We start from the raw sequence: 20,149 nt of genomic DNA, 5'->3' as shown, positions 1-20,149 counted from the left end.
AAGCACTCCAATTGATAGAATAAACATATACTATTGATTGGAGTGTTTTTTTGTTCACAGGGTTGTGTTGTTGCTGTATCCAAATCCCATCTTATTTCTCGTTTTCGCTGGCTTACTATTCCCAGTATCTTCCGTCGCTAGCGAATCTGATACTGAAACCATCGACGAATGTAACACTGTGGACGACGACGCAGGATTTTTAGATAGCGCCTACGCTCGCCTCAATACCCGTTTCTGTCAACCTGCTGTTTGGTTTGATAACTTCTTTATAGATGAACGAGCCGATGAAGATGCCAGGGCTGGCACCCTCGTACGCTGGTACAACGATTTCTCTTGGGTTGAAAACGAAGGGTATAAATTCAAAACCAAACTTAAAGCACGATTCCATTTACCGAAAGTAACTCGCAGGCTCAAGGTTGTGTTCGAATCGGATGAAGAAAGCGATGTATTTGATCTATTCCCACAATCGTCGGAAGACGCAGAAAGTACGTTAGGTTTGCGATACGACTGGCTAAGTAAAGGCAGAAGCAGTTTCAACTTCAGAGTAACTGCAAGGCCGAGCATTGAAGCTCGCTATCAATATACATACCCATTTACCATTGATACCCTCGCCCGCTTCACCCAGAAGGTTTATCAAAGAAAGCGCGTAACAGGTGAATCCACACAGCTAGATATTGACCACTCTTTTAGCCCTGAGTATTTATTGCGTTGGACGAGTTTCGGTACCTACGAAGACGATATTAAAGGTTGGGAGCTGGGCTCAGGAGTCACGCTCTACCAACACTTGTCCGACACCCAAGCAATGAGCTATCAGGCAAGCACTTCAGGAACCAACCGTCCTTATCATTACATCACCAATACCCACCTATCGGTCACTTATCGGCAGAACATCTGGCGAGACTGGCTATTCTACGAGCTAAAGCCAGAATATAACTGGAACAAAGAAGAAGACATTGAGCGTTACGAAGAGGCAAAGTTCACGCTGCGCTTAGAAATTACATTCCACAATATCTAACCGAACAACTAAAAAAGCCGCCCTACTGAGCTAGGGCGACTTTTATAGTTATCGGAGAACTAGAGGGACTAGTTTTCCAAAATCACGCGTGCATTGTGCGCTTGAATTGGACGGTTGTTTTCACCCATATTTTCTTTTAGTAACTCACCTTGAGCCTGTGACATTTCTACTGGATCTTTCATTACGTACCAACGAACACCTTCGCTACAAGGAGGTGTCGTCAACGAACCATTAAAGCGGTAGTAATCACCTTCTTTAGGCAGCAGATCAGCCACTTTGAACGATTGACTTAAGTCCACTGAATTACCACTGCTTGGTAGTGACTGGCTGAGCTTTTTCAACGCTTGGTTTTCCGAGCCAGGCTTGAACATCACGGCAATCACAGCTAAGTTGCCGTTCTCATCGGCATGAACGAAGTGTGCCTCAAGCGGGTACTGCTTTCCTCTGATCAAGTTCTCTGATGGGGTATGAAAGTGGAACTGCTTTAATTCAAATTCCACACCACTGATCATCAATGTATTTTCACCATCTAGAGCGGCCTGCAATGTATGGCCGTTGTTCGCAAGGCTAACTACATTACCTTGGTAATTTGGTTTGATGTCTTTAAGGTCTGCTTCAACGATATTATTGATGTCTATTGGGCTTTGGTTTTTTCCCGTCTCACACTCTTTGGCTACCTTTCCCCAATGCTCTGGGCCATGATCACCTTCGTAGCCCCACTCTGCCGCATTTGCTGCTCCAGCAGCCATTACAGAAACCGATAATGCCAACAGTAACTTCTTCATCATTTCTCCATTTTGGGTTTTGGTTTTAATTAGTGATCTCAGTTTAATCACAACCTCATCGAGGTGAGCAACATGCAAACTTTGTTTGCTGTTCATCATTGGAATCAGTCCCTAGTAATTATGTAATTGTCTTAATTATCAAATACCTTTGGTAACTCAATGAAATAGGAAGCAAAACTCCACAACACTGTGTTACCCCCATAAACACGCAAAATAGATGAGAGAATTGGGCACAAAAAAGCCCGCAATCAGCGGGCTTTAACGTTCTAATTATTACTTGCTGGCAACTATCCTATCCTTGTTGGTTTTGCTGCTTAAGTAACTGCTTGATCTCGTCAAGCTCTTGCTTCAATTCTGCCATCGTCGGTTCATTAAGCTCTTCACTTTCTTCAAGAGCAATTTTCTGACGCTCTTGCTCTAGTACATTAACCACAATACCAATAACCATGTTCAAGAACGCAAATGCAGTAAAGAAGATGAACGACAAGAAGTAAATCCACGACAGCGGATAATGCGCCATCGTTTCGTACATGACACTTGTCCAACTCTCAAAGGTCATTACCCTAAACAGGGTGAGCATACTTATTGAAATATCACCCCATAGCACAGGGTTGATCGAAGCAAAAAACGTAGAACCCACTGCCGCGTAGATGTAGAAGATGATAAACATCAGCAGCATTACGTAACTTAACTGCGGCAATGCTTTAACCAGCGAGTTAATCAACAGTCTAAGTTCTGGGATAATAGACACCATTCTTAACACGCGGAAGATACGCACTAAGCGTCCCAGTACCGCCATCTCGCTGTCTTGGATCGGAATTAAACTTACTACCACGATAAGTGTGTCGAATATGTTCCAGAAGTTATTAAAGAAGCGTTTTTTGTTTGGCTCGCCGATAAATCGGATCGTAATCTCAACTAAGAAGATGAGCGTGATACCGAAGTCTAAAACCTTGAGTAAACTGACCAAACTGGGCGGCATATCATAGGTGTTGGCGCCTATCATCAATGCCGAAAATACAATAATAGAAATAACAAACCACTCAAAGATCTTGTTATTTCTTAAACGATAGAAGCGCTCTTGCAGCGTTCTGTGCCCGGGTGTCATAAGCTGACTATCGACGGATTTTTCCATTTCAGTCATGGGTTGTCGTGATTCCTAATGAGTTTATATTGAGCTGACTTTGTGGCGTTGATACGCCTATATTTTTGAGGTGAGACTATAGCAAAACGTGATGTTCGTCGATGCGAAAATAGTGTTAAAAAATATTGATGAAGACAATAAAAAAGCCGAACTTTCACAAGCTCGGCTTTTAATACTTTTGGAATCAGACAGTTAAGCCTTATTCCCAGTCAAGAATCACTTTACCAGACATGCCGCTACGCATCACATCGAAGCCTTGTTGGAAGTCATCGATCTTGTAGTGGTGCGTGATGATTGGTGTCAGATCTAGGCCAGATTGAATCAATGAAGCCATCTTGTACCAAGTTTCGAACATTTCACGACCGTAGATACCTTTGATAACCAAGCCTTTGAAGATAACTTGGTTCCAGTCGATACCCATGTCTGATGGTGGAATACCTAGCAGAGCAATACGACCACCGTGGTTCATTGTCTTCAACATAGTGCTGAATGCCGCTTGAACGCCTGACATTTCAAGGCCAACATCGAAGCCTTCTGTCATGCCTAGCTCTTCCATCACGTCTTCCAGCTTTTCTTCTGCTACGTTGACTGCGCGAGTTACGCCCATCTTACGCGCTAGATCTAAGCGGTATTCATTCACATCTGTGATTACAACGTGACGAGCGCCAACGTGTTTCGCCACAGCTGCCGCCATGATACCAATAGGGCCTGCGCCAGTAATCAGCACGTCTTCACCAACTAGGTCGAACGACAGTGCCGTATGCACAGCATTGCCAAACGGGTCGAAGATAGACGCTAGGTCATCTGAAATGCCTTCAGGGATCTTAAATGCATTAAATGCAGGGATCACTAAGTACTCAGAGAATGCACCAGTGCGGTTTACACCCACACCCGTTGTGTTGCGACACAAGTGAGTACGGCCGCCACGACAGTTACGACAGTGACCACAAGTGATGTGGCCTTCACCTGATACACGATCGCCAATTTCGAAGCCACGAACTTCTTGGCCGATTCCTACCACTTCACCCACGTACTCATGGCCAACGACCATAGGTACTGGAATCGTGTTTTGAGACCATTCGTCCCAGTTGTAGATGTGGACATCAGTACCACAGATTGCCGTTTTCTTAATTTTGATCAGAATGTCGTTGTGGCCAAGCTCTGGCTTGTCCACTTCAGTCATCCAAATGCCTTCTTCAGGCTTCAGCTTAGAAAGAGCTTTAATTTTCATAATGTTACCCAATTCATCTCGCCCACCGTTCGGGCGAGAATCAAAAATTTTGGTTATCTAAATTCGACGTTTGAGCGAATTAGATAATGCCCATATCTTTACCAACAGCGATGAACGCGTCGATTGCACGGTCTAGCTGCTCACGAGAGTGTGCTGCTGACATTTGAGTACGGATACGAGCTTGGCCTTTTGGTACTACAGGGAATGAGAAGCCAATTACATAGATGCCTTTCTCTAGTGCACGTTCAGCAAACTCTGCTGCCACTTTTGCGTCACCCAACATGATTGGAATGATCGCGTGGTCTGCGCCACCCATAGTGAAGCCTGCGCCTTCCATACGTGCACGGAAGTGAGCTGCGTTTTCCCATAGACGGTCGCGTAGGTCACCCGACTCTTCTAGTAAGTCTAGAACTCGGATTGAAGCCGATACAATTGCAGGAGCAACTGAGTTAGAGAATAGGTATGGACGCGAGCGTTGACGTAGCCAGTCGATCACTTCTGCTTTACCAGACGTGTAACCACCTGAAGCACCACCCATCGCTTTACCTAGCGTACCTGTGATGATATCGATACGGTCTACAACATCGTGATATTCGTGTGTACCTGCACCTGTTTTACCCATGAAGCCAACCGCGTGAGAATCGTCGACCATAGTTAACGCGCCGTACTTGTCTGCTAGGTCGCAGATAGCTGGCAGGTTTGCAACCACACCGTCCATTGAGAATACGCCGTCAGTAACAATAAGAATGTGGCGAGCACCCGCTTCTTTCGCAGCGATCAACTGTTGCTCTAGCTCTTCCATATTGTTGTTTGAGTAACGGAAGCGCATCGCTTTACATAGACGAACGCCATCGATGATTGATGCGTGGTTTAGTGCATCAGAGATGATCGCGTCTTCTTTGCCAAGAATCGTTTCGAATAGGCCAGCGTTCGCATCGAAACAAGAAGTGTAAAGAATCGTATCTTCTTTACCCAAGAATTTAGATAGCTTTTGCTCAAGCTCTTTGTGGATGTCTTGAGTACCACAGATGAAGCGCACTGACGCCATACCGAAACCGTGGTCATCCATACCTGCTTTACCCGCTTCGATAAGCGCTGGGTGGTTTGCTAGGCCTAGGTAGTTATTTGCACAGAAGTTCAGAACTTCCTCACCTGTTGAAATCTTTACCGCAGCTTGCTGCTGTGAAGTAATAACACGCTCTGACTTGTAAAGGCCTTCTTCCTTTACTTCTTCAATTTGAGTTTTGATCTGTTGGTAAAATGCAGATGACATTTCAAATTCCTTCCTAGTTATTATCTTTGTATCGCCCAATCGACTTAAACCAAAGTATGGTTGCTCGAATGGGCTTGTAGGGTGCTCCGCTAAATCGCAAAGCAATTCTGTTGCGGTAAAGTGTAATCCAACCCGCTGTAATGCATTAGAGCGTCAACCGGAAAAACATTAGTGAACCACAGGCACAAATAATCTTATTTAGTGACTTGGTTAACAATTCCGAATTTTTATGCTGATATATCAAACAGAAAAATCTTTGCTCAATTCAATATAGTCCTCCAGCTGCAGACTGAAGAGAATATGCGTCCTTTTTCACCACTTAAGGTCGTACTCATGAATATCTCTGATCAGTTAATCAAGGACGCTTTTGCCAAGGGTTGGCATACCTGCTTTTACCAACCTCTAGTCGAGCCAAGCTTTGATACTGTGAAGGGTGTTGAAGTCCTGTTTCGCCTTAAGACACCAAGCCACGGCATTGTTTCCCCTGCCTCATTTATCGAACGCGCATTCGAATTGGGTTTCGAACAAGACATTTTCCAAATCGTGCTAAGCACAGCATTGACCGAAGTTACCTCGCTGTCTTACCCATGCCCTGTTGCGATCAATGTAAGTTATAACGTACTAGATAACGAAAAAACCTATGAATCCGTTCGAGCTCTGCTTTGGGATCACTCCTATCCGGCACATATGTTGACATTCGAACTAAGCGAGTCAGACGACGTCACTGAATGCTCGCAAGCATTGATAGATAAGTACAAGGCACTGGGGATCAAGATCTCTATTGACGATTTTGGCGCTGGTTATTCAAACATCAACAAGCTACTTGCCCTCAATGTCGATGAAGTGAAGTTCGATAAAAACCTTATCAACACAAACCATCAGAACGGTTATGCACTGCTGAAAAGCATTCTGATGTTTTGCAAAGAGATGGGAATCGCCACTGTCGCTGAAGGGGTAGAAAGCGCTGATACTCGCATTTACGTGCGTAACTTAGGCTTCGACCAGTACCAAGGTTTCCACTTCTCTAAGCCAGTTTGCTTTCAAGAACTTAAAACTTTGGTTGCGGCATAAGGCTCAGCACAATGAAGATCTTAAAAGACAGCCAACTTCTCAACTCAGCTCAATACAACAACTTTGGCAAACTGAAAGTATTGATCGTCGACGACAGCACTCTGTTCATACAAAGCATCAGAAAAATCCTGTCCAAGCTGAAAATCGATGACAAAAACATTCAACATGCATCTGATACCAAACTGGCGTCGTGGTACCTCAAAGATAAAATCGAAGACGAGGGGTACGACGTCATTATTTGTTCGTATCGATTCAAAAGTCGTCCGCTTGGGAGGGATTTTCTACGCTACTTGGAAAAAGAGCAGTTCCGAACAAAACTGACGTCATTGATCGTGACAGACAACACCCTTGATCTCGATACTGCTCGTGAAATCGATACCAATATCCCAGACGGCTTTATTGCTAAGCCATTTAATCACAATCAGTTCGTGGCTAAGCTCACGAAGATCGTCCAGAAAAGTATCAAGCTAAAGCCACTTAAGAACGCATATTTTGGCCGCGCATACGATCAGGTCATTGAAAAATCAGAACAACTACTGTTCGAAAGCCCTCAGTATGCCAGTGAGATTCTGCGCTTGAAGTGCCTAGCACTAACGAAATTGAAGCGGTTTGAAGAAGCAATTCAATGCTGCAAGTCAGAACTGCAAACAAGTGCCGAATGGCCCCTTGTACAACTCGTCGAGCTATACAGTTTGTTGGGGAAACATACGTTAGTCACCGATTTGCTCGACAGCGAACCGTCAATCAAATCACACCCTAAAGTGAGCTGGATCTTACGTGAAAACAACGTTGAAACAGACACGTGTCAGTCGGTAATAAAAGAGTACATGAAATCTAATGAAGACCATGAAAAGATCATCAAAGCCGCGGTTCTTCACATGTACAACCTCGACTATAGCTCGGCTTCGGACACTCTCACCCGCTATATCAGGCATAACCGAAGCAACCCACTACTTGAAAAGCGTGCAGTGTTGTTTCTGCAATGTTTGCGTGCATTGGAGCAAGTATTTGTAGGCAAACCTAAATATGTAGAGCCGCATATTTTCGACAAGTTAGTTTCAGAGCAAGATAAACAGGACAATTTGTACTTTCTGTTTATGTATATCCTGAAAAACTACGATAAGAAGTCACTGTTCAAAACCCGTCAGCATATCGAAGCCTTTAAAGCTCGAGCACTGTATTGCAATGATAACTTAGTGCTTATTCTGCTCGCTTTAGCATGTTACCACCTAGGGCTAAACGCTAATGTGAAAATGTTGCACAACAAACATCTTATGTTCGTGGAAAATGATTACTTGTCTATTGTGACAAACAAAGTGTTTGAAAGCTTAGTTCAGCACAGTGCTGATAAAGAGCTGCACTTCGATTTGAAACGAGACTCAGATCTATCTGCTTTGGAATCAATGACAGCTCAATCTCCACTCAACCAACACTATCACGAAAGTTTTGTATCACTGATTGCACGCACACTCGCGAACAAACCAGTGAAAAAAACCAAGGGGTTTCTATCCAACATTGAGACCAGCATTAGCTTCCTCAAAGACTCGTACAAAGATCTTGGGCAGCACAACAATTTAATGAGGTTAAAAGCGGAATACGATCAAATTAGGTTTCACCTAAGATAAATTCGATGCTCTTTTTCTTCATTTTTAGATCGTGATAGCGAATGTACTTAAAGTACACGTCATTGCGAGTTTGAATGGTTTGCGAGAAAGGATTCTCCACCACTTTTTTGATACTTGAACGGAAACACGTCAAACCATGTTGAGTGCCTACTGGTTCCAAATAGAGGTCGTAGAGGAACTGTGCCATCGCAGGGTCAATTGTTGGAAAGTTGAACTCCATATCATTGGTATGCTGCGCTAAATAATCAAAAATACGCCTGCGGATCACTATGCTCACAGCGCCCACGCTGAGCAGCGTATGGGTCGCCCCATCGTATATTACATGGCCGAGAATCACGCTCTCACACATAAAAGACAGAACCACCACCGACGCCGGGCTAAACGACATTCTCTCTATGATTTGGCCGATATCCTGTCCGTAGAGCTTCTTGTGTAGAGCACACATCAGCGCTAATCGCTGTGGATCAGCATCGGCATAAGTCGCGTGTTCAACATGAGAAATTTGATAATCGTACACTGCGTCTTGATTGAAGACTTTATCCATCAATTTACTGGCTGATTTCACCCGCCCCATTTCATCAACTGAAAAGTCGTAATCCACTTTGAAAAAGCTCGCCAACCCTAAACGGCGCACAAAACTGGGTATGGTTTTCCCTCGCTCCCATTGACTCACCGTCACTTGATTGACCCCTAAAAATGCACGATGAGATTGAGACAGCACTTCGACCAACTCTTCTTGAGAAAGCTGCTTTTGCTCACGTAATTCTTTAAGCCGATGAGAGAAATTATCTTTGTTCATTATGCTGCGCTCACACTTATCTTTATGGATCACATAGTTACCTTGTCTTCTTAGTGTAGAACACTCGGCTGTAAAATTGGTATCACAACCCTATACACGGCTCAGTTTCGGTGCTACAAGTTGAACTCTCCTCTCGAATACGCTTTACTTCGGCTATTCACTGAGTGCTCCACCCTAATCATCAGAGTCTTCTGTTACTATGCTCAACCCGAAACTCATTTCTCTGTTACCTGATCTTGCTTCATTTATCCTCGTCGTCGATGAGGGAAGCTTTACCGCAGCTGCAAAAAAGCTCGATGTCACACCTTCAGCATTGAGTAAGCTCATCACCCGTTTGGAGAGCTCACTGTCTGTTAAGCTTTTCGAAAGAACCACACGTAAACTGGTTATCACCCCTACTGGCCGTCAGATTTACGACCAGGCGATTTTAATGGTCAATGCTGCCCAACAAGCTGTAGAACTTTCAACATCGGACCATACCGCTCCGACGGGCTCTCTCACCGTAGCCGCACCAGAGGCGTTTCTTAACTCGGTACTGCAACCTTTTGTCGTGCCATTTTTGCAAAAGTACCCAGACATTCAGCTCAAGCTTCGTGTTGCTGACGGTGAAATCGATTTACTGCGTGACCGAATTGATATCGCATTTAAACTCACCGACAAGCCTGACGAAAACTTGGTATTGAAAGAAATCGCCTCAACCAACTTAGTGTTGTGTGCAAGCCCTGAATACATCGCTCAGCGTGGGGAACCACAACACCCTACGGATTTAGAACAGCATGACTGTCTGTACTTAGCAGAAACCGAGCGCGATAACCGCTGGGAGTTTTTTAAAGGGGATGATTACCATACGGTTTCCGTTACAGGGCGCTACGCGGTCAACCATTCACAAATGCGCCTACGTGGGGTGAAAGACGGGCTTGGCATCGGCATATTCCATGACTTCGTAATCAGCGATGCGCTACGCAAGAAAAGGGTCATTCCGATACTGCAAGATTGGACGATTAAAAGTGCTTATCACGGCGCTATTGCTATGCAATACCCGCAAACCAAATATATGCCTGCTAGGCTAAGAGTGTTCATCGATTTTGTTATGGAGAACCTCACTACGACAGGCTCTGCTGAGCCTAGGAGTTAACGGAGTGAGTGATATGAAGGAAGAGTCAATGTTCAAACGTATTCATCATGTTGCGATAATTTGTTCGGATTATCTCGTTTCAAAGCGATTTTATTGCGAGGTGTTAGGGTTTAAAGTTTTAGCGGAAACCTACCGCGAGGCGCGCGACTCATACAAACTCGACCTTGAGCTTCCTGACGGTTCGCAAATCGAGTTATTTAGTTTTCCAGATACCCCTGAACGCCCTAGCTATCCAGAAGCTCAAGGATTAAGGCACCTAGCTTTCCATGTCGATAATATCGAACGCGTAGTGGATTACTTGGTAGGAAAAGGCATCGATGTTGAGCCAATTCGTACTGATGAATTGACTGGTAAAACATTCACCTTTTTTGCCGACCCAGATGGCTTACCACTCGAGATCTACCAATCTTAACTAAGCACTAAAAGCCCCGCGATTGAGCGCGGGGCTTTTACATTAGCTTAGCGCTAAACGCAGCTTCGCTACACGCCTAATCAGTAGCCAATCGATTAGCATTGCTACAATGATACTGATACCTGCCAGTGGAAATGCAATCGCAATAACAACCAAAGTCAACGCGCCCGTTTTCCAAATCGAATCTCGCTCAAAGCGTGGCGGAACACCCACTTTTCCTACCCCACTTGGTCGTCTCATCCACCACATCAAGACACCCGTTACCGATATCACAATGAATAAGACACATATCAGAGCATTCGCCGCCTTGTTAACGACTGAGATGTCACCTTGGTGAAGCGCAATACCCGCCGCCATGGCTTTGGCTATCAAACTGTAATTTTGCCACGTCACATCAGCCAGCAGTTCGCCAGAATACTGATCCACATGCGAGGTTCTATCCTGAGTGGGATCACTAATGTCGCCACTCATCGTGTTCGCAGAAACAGTAAATACACCGGTTTCTGAACGAGGGAAGTTGATTCGATAGCGAGTGAAGCCCATCGTCTCTGCTTTGGCAACGACGGCATTAATGCCAATGTTATCCATAAACACTTCGCCACTTTCCATCATAGCGGAATGATCATGCGATTCAGGCACTGGCGTTTGCTCTAGATTCCAAGGCATTTCTTCTTCACTGCCATGGTTTAGGTCTTTATGTGTCAGCGAAGATAATGGCACATCATCCCACTTTTGCGCCGGGAACGTGTTCCAAGGCTGCACGAATTTGGCACCCCAGATGCCGGCCCAAGCCAATCCAGACAGAACAAAGAACAACAGCACGAGTGAGAGCACACCACCTATGTTAGTATGCAGATCTCTAAGCAGCGTGCGACTGCCGTTTTGTAGTCTAACCTTAAGAAACCCAGCAGCGCTTGCTCTGTCGGTTGGCAGCCACATATAAATGCCAGACACCAATAACAAAATGGTCAAACTTGCGGCCATCTCAATGAGAAAATCACCGGTTTCACCCACCAGCAACGTCCCGTGAATGTCGTTAGCCAATTGATACCAACTTTCGCTGCGGTCAATTTCACCTAGCACTCTGCCAGTGTATGGGTCGACGGTCACCAATACTGTTTCACCGTTACTCTTAGTGACAGAAAACCGATTCGCAGTGGTGGAACTAGGTGCGGTGATGAACTGAGTAACACTAGCGTCTGGGTACGCACTTTGAACCGCGTCTAACTGCGCCGAGGGGGTCACTTGGGCTATCTGAGGAGTCACTTCAATGACATCGCCATATCGGGCAAACTCGATTTCATCATCGAATAACATGACAAGGCCAGTGAGAGAAAGCATCAGCATGAACGGGACGACAAATAAACCCGCATAGAAATGCCAGCGCCAAGTGAGAAAATAGAGTGTTTTTGCTGACTGAGCAGCGTTTTTCGCAGAGTCTGCTTCCTTTTGCGTTGATTGATTCAACATTATTTTTCCTTATTACACGCAAAAAAACACCACCGCCAATATAAAAAGCGGAAGTGCTGAGCGTGATGACTTTACTTAAGTGATTATTTTAATTTTGGTTATTTAAGTCGCTAGGAAACGAGGAGGTGCACGAGGAACATGCTTTTCAAACCGGACACTTAGAGCCAAAAAAGTGTAACGGTCTAGAAGAGCAATACTTTGCGATGAAAGTAAAGGAGGTGTTGGAAGGTTGTCGTGATGAAAGCTGGAGAAGTGACTAAACGGACAAGGCTTGCCATTATGGGTTTCTGCGGTGCCTTCTTCTATTTGAACCAGCTCAAAGCCATTTACGGTACATAACGTCGCCCATACCCCAGCGCTACTGCCGTGCGCGTTGATCACCGGCATCAAGGTCACAAGCACCCAGCTGAGGGCACTTGCTAATAGCATTGAGCGATGAAACGAGGCTGACTTAAACATTGGGCGACCCGAAATAATTGAGCCGATACTATAACTTTAGCCGATAGATATTACCGCTTTAAACCTCTCAAAACGCTACAAAATATTATCGATATTTACATTTTCACTACAGAGTCAGAAACAAAAAAGCAGCGCTTATGCGCTGCTTTCTAACATTTAGGAAGTCATCACCAATGTGATTTAACCGAACAAACGGCTCCAGATACTTGGGTTACGTCTATCATGATATTCAATTCGAAGATCATCCACTTCTCGCAACAGCTCTTGCGCTTGCTCTAAATCACCCGCTTCGATTTGCGCTTCAACGCCGTCGATAGCTATCGCGAGTTTTTTAAAGCCTTCCATGTATAACTCTTGCTTTTCTACAGGGTATTCAGCTTGCTTAGACTGCTCAACTAGCTCTGCTAGATTAACAATCGGTTGCTGCATCTGCTCGATACTCTCTGCTTCTGCAGCTTGTTTAAACTCGAAACGCATTTTTTTCATGGTTTGAGTTAGGTCGAAAGGCTGAGCAAACACACTTGAAGCAAATGCTAGGCTCGCCACTAGGCCAGCAATAGCAGGTATATTGTTTTTCATATTGGAATAATTACTTTTTATCGTTGAGTACGAATCTTACTTTTTTGTCACTATACCGAACATAACAATAAAGGGAGAGTAAGAAATTGTTTCAATTTGCGAAATGGCTACATGCCAACAATTGCTTACTTCGATAATGGCTTACTCTGTTCCTTCTGACTTTCCGACGCGCCCTAAAGAGTATGATACTCCTCAATCGGCTCTCGGCCTCTCAGCTCAAGAAAATCGAGAAACTGCCGTGGAGAATGAGTAATCACCTTGTCACTGGAAATCCCAACTTTATCCAGTAATTCACTCACCAAGCCTAGGTCGCCAACATCATGGCAAAAATGCGCATCACTCCCCGTAGTGACAAAAGCACCATGCAATTTCGCTAACTCGGCAATCTCGTAGCAGCGCTCAACGCTGCCTACTCGGCTATTACCTTTCAATGTAGTGTTATTGATCTCTATCGCCACATTGTGCTCAGAAGCACATTGAATCACTGCGTCAAAATCAAAGTCGAAATTGGGATTCCCAAGGTGGCCCAGCGCATCAACACGACCACCACGTATAACATTAATGAGCGCTTGAGTATGCGCCGCTTTATCCGCAGGTTTAAATACAGGTTCATGGAAACTCGCGATAACCCAGTCTAGGTTGCGGTCGACAGAAAGAGGAATGTCGATGTCACCGGAGGTGTTCATGATGTTTGACTCTACACCACGAATGACAGCTACACCTTCAAGAAAACGAGGGAGAACACGTTGATTAGAGAAAAACCAATAGTGTGGAGCGCCGGGCATGGTTTCGGAGTGGTCCGTGGTACAAAACATTGCTAGACCATTTTCTTTGGCCAATTTAGCATTTTCAATTAAGGTGCTATAAGCGTGCCCACTGGCATAAGTATGGGTGTGCGTGTCGACAAGTAACTTCATGAACGGCTTAACTATCTCTATTCGATTTATCGCCTAGTTTAGCAGCTTCAATCTTGCTCACAAAGTAGCTTAATCATGGGTAACGCTCGCTCCCAACCGTTGTTGAACATTGCGGTAAACTCTTGGTGTGTGTTGATTTTCACTTTGAGCAATACGCTCGACTCAAGCGAGACTATTTCAAACGATTCACTCGAACCAATCCACTTTCTTGCCACGTCACTATTGATGTCTTGGATATGATCGGGCGTGAAAATCGCCACGTGATGATAGGAAAGCAGTTTACCTTCTTCAACAGTGTCAATCACAGCGCGAGTCCCACCTAACGCAGGGTCAAAGAAAGTCATGTCTGCCCCTTCTCGCCATTCACCTTTGAATTGAGATTGAGGTGAAAAGGCAGCGGCCCACTTCTGATAGCTTTCAAGCTCAGTCAAGATAGCCCACAAATTTTCAGCGTTCGTTTCGATTTCTATTTGATAATTAAGCGATTGCATATCACATCCCTAAAAGCGTTGTTTATGCCCGAATGCCTTGGAATGAACAGGTTACTTCACTGAATCATTTTCCAAGAAAACCAGTGACATCGTTCTGAATCCCGCGTCTTTAAGTCATTTGGGTATATTAGGTATAGAAGATAAAAATGACAAAACATCGGAAAACGAAGGGAATTCATTTATAGAACGGTAGCTTTTTATTCTTTTTTGAACTGACTCACGTAATTTCAAGTGGTTAAATTTTCCGTCTTTTTTTGCATCATCGATAGATTAGACAATAATTAGATCAGTCAATTGCCCAAGGAAGAGCAACATGAGAAAGCAGCGCTACTCGCTGAGTATTCATATTACTAGCCTGTTTTTGGTGCTGACTACACTCGTGGGTGTCGTCCTTATTTCAATCAGCTACCAACACTCTCAGCAGTTGCTCTCCGGCAGCGCAAAAGAGCTCAGCAACGAAAACAGCCGTAAACTTGAATCAGCGTTTAAGCAAAGCGCGGGCCCTATTCTCACCACTCTGGACTTTATGGCGCTGAGCGCCAGCACGGAAGATAAGAAAGTCCCACTTAAACAAAAGCGCTGGCTTGCCTCAATTGACCTCATTTTTCAGCGTAACGAGGGGCTTGTTGCACTCTATTACGGTAATGAAAGCGGCCAGTTTATTCTCATGCGCCCGCTGCGTGACAACAAAGCTCGAGAACGCTTTAACGCGCCAGAAAAAGCCAGCATGTTCATCAATCATACTCAGGCTAATGGCCTGAATGAGTTCTATTATCTCGACGGCAACCACAACCAAGTCGGCTATACCAAAACCAACGATAATGAATTTGATCCACGAGTTAGGCCTTGGTTTATTAATGCCGATTTGGATGGTGAAATTCGTCTCACTGAACCCTACTTTTTCTATTTTCTACGAACCACTGGCGTTACCTTGTCTCGAAGATCGATCAATGGCAGTGCGGTAGTCGGCGCCGACTTCACTCTGGATTCTCTGTCCCAACAAATAAGCTCCATAGGCTACTCAAGCAACTCAAGACTTGTCCTGTTCGACAATCAGTTCAAAGTGTTGGCCCATCATCAATCTGGGGTTGAATTAGGAGAAGAGGAGCAAAAAGCCAGAGCGACACTCAACAACGGCGTCTTCGCCAATATGCTCGACCGTAATAGCAGCCAAACCCTTTATGAGAATGTATTTTTCGATGAACAGAACTGGTCGGTCACGCTGACACCAGTCTCTCTGAACAAGCATGTCAGGCTGCTTTTGGCCGAAGCGACACCGCAAGATGACTTACTCGCAAACCTGATGTCGATGCGAGACAAACAAATCACCGTGGCCCTAACCATGCTATTAGTCAGTTTTGTGGTGGTTTGGATCATCGCCAAACGCTTAGCTAACCCGTTACAAAACTTGGTTCTGCTCACTGATAACATTGCACGATTCGATTTCAAGAAAACTCGTTATCCAAAGAGTATGATTAAAGAGGTCTCTAACCTCACTGAATCAATTGAACTGATGGAGCACACACTGCATGACCTACTTCGCTTGCTCCGAGAAACCGCCAGCAACCAAGATTTTAACCTACTGGCCAAGACCATCACTCACCAAAGTTATTTGGTGACTCGCGCCGAAACGATTATTTTGTTTGTCCACTCTGAGAAAGAAAACAAATTCACTACCGCAGCCAACCACGCGATAATTCCATTCAAAATCGAAATTAATGAGTTTCTCTCCGACACGCCTTGGCTAATGACGGAACTTAAAAAAGGAGAAACCATCCACCTAAATCGAGACGATAACGCTATTGGCCCGCACCGCGACCACTTCTATAACTCTGATGTGTATTTCTTCCCGTTACTCAACCGAGAAAAACATCTCGTTGGCGTGCTTACCTTGGGTTACGAGCGAGCAATTACCAAAGAACAAAGCGATAAACATGCCTTCCTGAGTGAATTGCTCAGCTTTGCCGAAATAGCCAAAGACAACATCGACCAGATGCAACAACAGAAAGACATGCTTAATGCTTTCATCGAACTAATGGCTTCGTCTATTGATACAAAATCACCTTACACTGGCAGCCATTGCCAACGTGTGCCAGCGCTAACCAAAATGCTCACCGAGGTCGCCGCCAAAGATGAGCAGTACTTCCCTCGATTTGGGATGACAAACCAACAATGGGAAGAATTGCATCTAGCGTCTTGGTTGCACGATTGCGGTAAAGTTACCACCCCGGAATACGTCATCGATAAGGCGACAAAGCTGGAAACCATCTATGACCGTATTCATGAAATACGCATGCGATTTGAACTACTTAAGAAACAGGCTGAAACGGACTACTGGCAAGCGTTACACAAAGGCGGTAACGAGTCAGAACTCAAGCTCGCGCTTCATGAGCAGCACCGAACCTTAGATGAGGAATTTGCCTTTGTTGCCAAGTGCAATATTGGTGGCGAATCGATGAGTGAAGAAGATATCGCCAGGTTGGCCCAGATTGGCGCTCGTGAATGGACACGAACACTGGATGATCATCAGGGCATATCATGGATAGAAAAACAGCGTAGCGACTCCAAATATACCCTTCCGACGCAAGAGCAGTTACTGGCTGATAAAGCGGTTCATCGCGTTGAGTGGCCTCGTGGGGAAAACCCAAAACAACATTGGAATGAGCCTTATATTTTGGAGCCAGGTAACGTCAAATACGACCGCGGAGAGTTATATAATCTTTCTATTCAAAGGGGTACCCTGACCTCTGAAGAACGATTTATTATCAACGATCACATCATTCAAAGTATCTCGATGCTGAATCGACTTCCTTATCCCGAGCACCTCAAAAATATTCCTGAAATCGCAGGGGGTCACCATGAACGAGTCGATGGTGAAGGTTACCCTAAAGGCTTGAGTGACGAAGAGTTATCTGTACCTGCACGCGTGATGGCTATTGCTGATGTATTCGAAGCACTCACATCTTCAGATAGACCATATAAGAAAGCGAAGAGCCTTGATGAATCGATTCACATCATGACCGACATGGCGACCACGGGGCACATCGACCCTAAGTTGTACCTGTTGTTTCTTGAAAATGGAATCGACCAAACCTATGCCGACGAGTTTTTAGCGCCAGAACAAATCACCCCTATCGACCGTGAGTTCCATCTTCAAAAGGTCAGAGAGTATCTAAAAACTATATTCTAACGCCACCTAATAGCCCCTAGCCTTTGTCGTACTCAAATATAGAGTAATAACTTCATTTTTAACCAAAATATCACTTAGATTATTACTCTATGTTTTTTAATGACTTAGCAACAAAATGAGTCATTATTTAAACGATTGCGCTTTCGACTATTGATGTGCATCAAATAGTCATGGACAATACGCACCCGTGTCGAAAGTGATCTGCATCACTTTCAAGAGCAGCAAAAGTTATCGATTTTGGCTATCGGTACGATAGGCAGAGTCAATTATCAAAATTTGTGTGACGCTGTTAACGTTAGCGCTCACCTAATACCGTGTTTTTAAAGGGAAGATGATGGTAATACCTGAAAACAGCAGCATCGTTATTTTTGGTGCCTCGGGAGATTTAACTTATCGTAAGTTGATCCCAGCTCTCTATCACCTATATGCAAGCGATAAGCTTCCAAAGTCTTTTGCTATTTTGGGCGTGAGCCGAACTGAGTACAGCGACGATTCATACCGCGAAAAACTCAAGAAATCGCTTCAAGAAATGGAACAGACCGAGCCTGCAGTGCTTGACGCTTTCATCAACCATCTTCACTACCAAGCCATTAACACTTCAGACTCTCAAGACTACGCTAAGCTAGTGACTCGTCTTGACTCACTGTCTACTGAATACGGCTTCGAGCAACGTAACACTCTATTCTACTTGGCGACCCCACCAAGCCTATACAGCGTTATTCCTGCAAGCCTTGCCCAGCATGGCTTAAGTAACGAAGACGATGGTTGGAAACGCCTCATCATCGAAAAGCCATTTGGCTACGACCTGGAGTCAGCACAAAAGCTCGATAAAGAAATTCACGAGCATTTCCAAGAGCACCAAATCTACCGTATCGACCACTACCTTGGTAAGGAAACGGTACAGAACCTACTGGTTCTGCGTTTCTCAAATGCGATGTTTGAGCCACTTTGGAACCGTAACTTTATCGAATACGTTGAAATTACCGGTGCTGAGTTCCTTGGCGTCGAAGAACGTGGCGGTTACTACGATGGCTCTGGTGCGGTACGTGACATGTTCCAGAACCACCTGCTTCAAGTTCTTGCGATGGTTGGTATGGAACCACCAGCACAAATCAACGCAGATTCTATGCGTGACGAAGTAGTAAAAGTTCTGCAGTGCTTGAAACCTCTAGATGAAGAGTCACTGCGTAAAGACCTTGTTCTTGGCCAATACACAGCGTCTGACGTTCGTGGCGAACACCTGCTGGGCTACCGTGAAGAAAACGGCGTCGCTGACGATTCACGTACAGAAACCTACATCGGCCTAAAAGCGTACATCAACAACTGGCGTTGGAATGACGTGCCATTCTACGTACGTACGGGTAAGCGCCTACCTACTCGCGTTACTGAAGTGGTTATCCACTTTAAGAACACACCGCACCCAGTATTTGGTCAAAACGCACCTGAGAACAAACTGATCATCCGTATTCAGCCGGATGAAGGCATTCAAATGAGCTTCGGCTTGAAAGAACCAGGCGCAGGCTTTAAAGCCAAAGAAGTGAAGATGAACTTCTCTTACAACGATTTAGAAGAGACTCAAATGCTAACCGCTTACGAGCGCTTACTGCTTGATGCTTTGAACGGCGATGCTACTCTATTTGCGCGTACTGATGCGGTAGAAGCATGTTGGAAGTACGTTCAGCCTATTCTCGATTTCAAACAAGACCCACAAGCACTATTTGGTTATGCCTGTGGTACATGGGGACCAAAAGAAGCGGATGATCTACTTCAACGTGCTAACCGCGCTTGGCGTTTCCCATGTAAGAACCTAACAGATACGGACTACTGCGAATTATGATCAACCATAAGATCTTTCAAACCGCGGAACAGGTTGTTGAAAGCCTAGCGAACGACATGAAAGCGTTCAGCGAACTAGGTCGCCCTGTTCATATTTCACTGTCTGGCGGCAGCACACCTAAGATGCTGTTCAAGCTACTAGCGACAGAAACATACGCAACCTCAATCCAGTGGAACAACCTACACTTCTGGTGGGGTGACGAGCGCTGTGTAGCACCAGATGACGCTGAAAGTAACTACGGTGAAGCAAATACTTTGCTTTTCAGTAAAGTCGAACTGCCAGCAGACAACATTCACCGCATCCGTGGTGAAGAAGAACCAAAAGCAGAAGCAGAGCGCTTCGCGAAAGAAATGGCAGACGTGATTCCAACAGAGAACGGAACGCCTGTTTTCGATTGGATTCTGCTAGGCGTGGGAGCCGACGGCCACACAGCTTCGCTATTCCCAGGTCAAACTAACTATCAAGATGAGAACCTATCTGTATTGGCTTCTCACCCTGAATCAGGCCAGATTCGTGTTTCTAAAACAGCAAAAGTTCTAGAAGCCGCTAAACGTATCAGCTACCTAGTGCTTGGCGCAGGTAAAGTTGAGATCGTTAATGAAATTCATACTACTCCTGCAAGTGAACTGCCTTACCCGGCAGCGAAAATCCAGTCTAAAGCTGGTGAAACAGAGTGGTACTTAGATTCTGACGCAGCAGCAAAAATCGCGTAATGC

General features: G+C 44.9%; 18 protein-coding genes. 8 read left to right on the top strand and 10 right to left on the bottom strand.

The genetic code is table 11. The annotated features are described in order from the left end of the window. Positions 1-160 precede the first annotated feature (160 nt). Positions 161-1,015, top strand: a complete 855-nt coding sequence (locus ACXABW_RS15590) for a hypothetical protein (RefSeq protein ID WP_252034189.1) — start codon at positions 161-163, stop codon at positions 1,013-1,015. Positions 1,016-1,083: 68 nt separating this feature from the next. On the opposite strand, the gene ACXABW_RS15585 is transcribed toward ACXABW_RS15590, so the two are convergent. From ACXABW_RS15585 to ACXABW_RS15570, 4 genes are all read right to left on the bottom strand, one after another. Further along, the gene (locus tag ACXABW_RS15585; RefSeq protein WP_265687452.1) at positions 1,084-1,800 is read right to left on the bottom strand and encodes a carbonic anhydrase; all 717 of its coding nucleotides are present in this window, start codon (positions 1,798-1,800) and stop codon (positions 1,084-1,086) included. Between the two features lie 292 nt (positions 1,801-2,092). Beyond that, a complete protein-coding gene (locus ACXABW_RS15580; protein WP_457526014.1) occupies positions 2,093-2,944 on the bottom strand; it encodes an ion transporter in 852 nt (283 codons plus the stop codon). Positions 2,945-3,143: 199 nt separating this feature from the next. Then, complete coding sequence (tdh, locus tag ACXABW_RS15575; protein ID WP_252033692.1) at positions 3,144-4,175, bottom strand: L-threonine 3-dehydrogenase; 1,032 nt, start codon at positions 4,173-4,175, stop codon at positions 3,144-3,146. A gap of 79 nt (positions 4,176-4,254) precedes the next feature. Further along, complete coding sequence (locus ACXABW_RS15570) at positions 4,255-5,448, bottom strand: glycine C-acetyltransferase (protein WP_252033691.1); 1,194 nt, start codon at positions 5,446-5,448, stop codon at positions 4,255-4,257. Between the two features lie 333 nt (positions 5,449-5,781). Here ACXABW_RS15570 and ACXABW_RS15565 point away from each other — a divergent pair, with 333 nt between their 5' ends. Both ACXABW_RS15565 and ACXABW_RS15560 read left to right on the top strand, forming a co-directional pair. Further along, the gene (locus ACXABW_RS15565; protein WP_457526011.1) at positions 5,782-6,519 is read left to right on the top strand and encodes an EAL domain-containing protein; all 738 of its coding nucleotides are present in this window, start codon (positions 5,782-5,784) and stop codon (positions 6,517-6,519) included. Between the two features lie 11 nt (positions 6,520-6,530). After that, on the top strand, positions 6,531-8,144 hold the full coding sequence (locus ACXABW_RS15560; protein ID WP_457526009.1) for a response regulator: 1,614 nt from the start codon (positions 6,531-6,533) through the stop codon (positions 8,142-8,144). Here the strand turns inward: ACXABW_RS15560 and ACXABW_RS15555 are convergent. Further along, the gene (locus ACXABW_RS15555) at positions 8,125-8,943 is read right to left on the bottom strand and encodes a helix-turn-helix transcriptional regulator (protein WP_457526007.1); all 819 of its coding nucleotides are present in this window, start codon (positions 8,941-8,943) and stop codon (positions 8,125-8,127) included. The genes ACXABW_RS15560 and ACXABW_RS15555 overlap by 20 nt on opposite strands. Before the next feature lie 199 nt (positions 8,944-9,142). On the opposite strand from ACXABW_RS15555, the gene ACXABW_RS15550 reads away from it, so the two are divergent. Continuing rightward, complete coding sequence (locus ACXABW_RS15550) at positions 9,143-10,078, top strand: LysR substrate-binding domain-containing protein (RefSeq protein WP_457526005.1); 936 nt, start codon at positions 9,143-9,145, stop codon at positions 10,076-10,078. A 28-nt stretch (positions 10,079-10,106) separates the two neighbouring features. After that, positions 10,107-10,490, top strand: coding sequence for an SMU1112c/YaeR family gloxylase I-like metalloprotein (gene gloA2 / locus ACXABW_RS15545; protein ID WP_252034186.1), 384 nt, complete (start codon positions 10,107-10,109; stop codon positions 10,488-10,490). 42 nt (positions 10,491-10,532) lie between these two features. Here the strand turns inward: gloA2 and ACXABW_RS15540 are convergent, their stop codons facing one another. The 5 genes from ACXABW_RS15540 to ACXABW_RS15520 form a co-directional block, all read right to left on the bottom strand. After that, positions 10,533-11,960 (bottom strand): PepSY-associated TM helix domain-containing protein, encoded by a 1,428-nt coding sequence (locus ACXABW_RS15540; protein ID WP_457526003.1) that lies wholly within the window; start codon positions 11,958-11,960, stop codon positions 10,533-10,535. A 102-nt stretch (positions 11,961-12,062) separates the two neighbouring features. Beyond that, the gene (locus ACXABW_RS15535) at positions 12,063-12,419 is read right to left on the bottom strand and encodes a hypothetical protein (protein ID WP_252033679.1); all 357 of its coding nucleotides are present in this window, start codon (positions 12,417-12,419) and stop codon (positions 12,063-12,065) included. Between the two features lie 180 nt (positions 12,420-12,599). Further along, entirely contained in the window at positions 12,600-12,998 is a 399-nt protein-coding gene (locus ACXABW_RS15530; RefSeq protein WP_457526000.1) for a cytochrome b562, read from the bottom strand. A gap of 173 nt (positions 12,999-13,171) precedes the next feature. Further along, positions 13,172-13,915 carry a PHP domain-containing protein gene (locus tag ACXABW_RS15525; RefSeq protein WP_457525998.1) on the bottom strand — a complete coding sequence of 248 codons (744 nt, stop codon included), beginning with the start codon at positions 13,913-13,915 and terminating at the stop codon, positions 13,172-13,174. 47 nt (positions 13,916-13,962) lie between these two features. Next, positions 13,963-14,406, bottom strand: coding sequence for an SRPBCC family protein (locus tag ACXABW_RS15520; RefSeq protein ID WP_252033673.1), 444 nt, complete (start codon positions 14,404-14,406; stop codon positions 13,963-13,965). 313 nt (positions 14,407-14,719) lie between these two features. Here ACXABW_RS15520 and ACXABW_RS15515 point away from each other — a divergent pair, with 313 nt between their 5' ends. From ACXABW_RS15515 to pgl, 3 genes are all read left to right on the top strand, one after another. After that, complete coding sequence (locus ACXABW_RS15515; protein WP_457525996.1) at positions 14,720-17,596, top strand: HD domain-containing phosphohydrolase; 2,877 nt, start codon at positions 14,720-14,722, stop codon at positions 17,594-17,596. Between the two features lie 334 nt (positions 17,597-17,930). Then, positions 17,931-19,433, top strand: a complete 1,503-nt coding sequence (gene zwf / locus ACXABW_RS15510; RefSeq protein WP_457527202.1) for a glucose-6-phosphate dehydrogenase — start codon at positions 17,931-17,933, stop codon at positions 19,431-19,433. Further along, positions 19,430-20,146 carry a 6-phosphogluconolactonase gene (gene pgl, locus ACXABW_RS15505; protein ID WP_457525994.1) on the top strand — a complete coding sequence of 239 codons (717 nt, stop codon included), beginning with the start codon at positions 19,430-19,432 and terminating at the stop codon, positions 20,144-20,146. Before zwf ends, pgl begins: the two co-directional genes overlap by 4 nt. Positions 20,147-20,149: the final 3 nt, after the last annotated feature.

The organism is Vibrio paucivorans (assembly GCF_054053395.1).
This window is presented reverse-complemented; position numbering and strand designations above follow the sequence as displayed.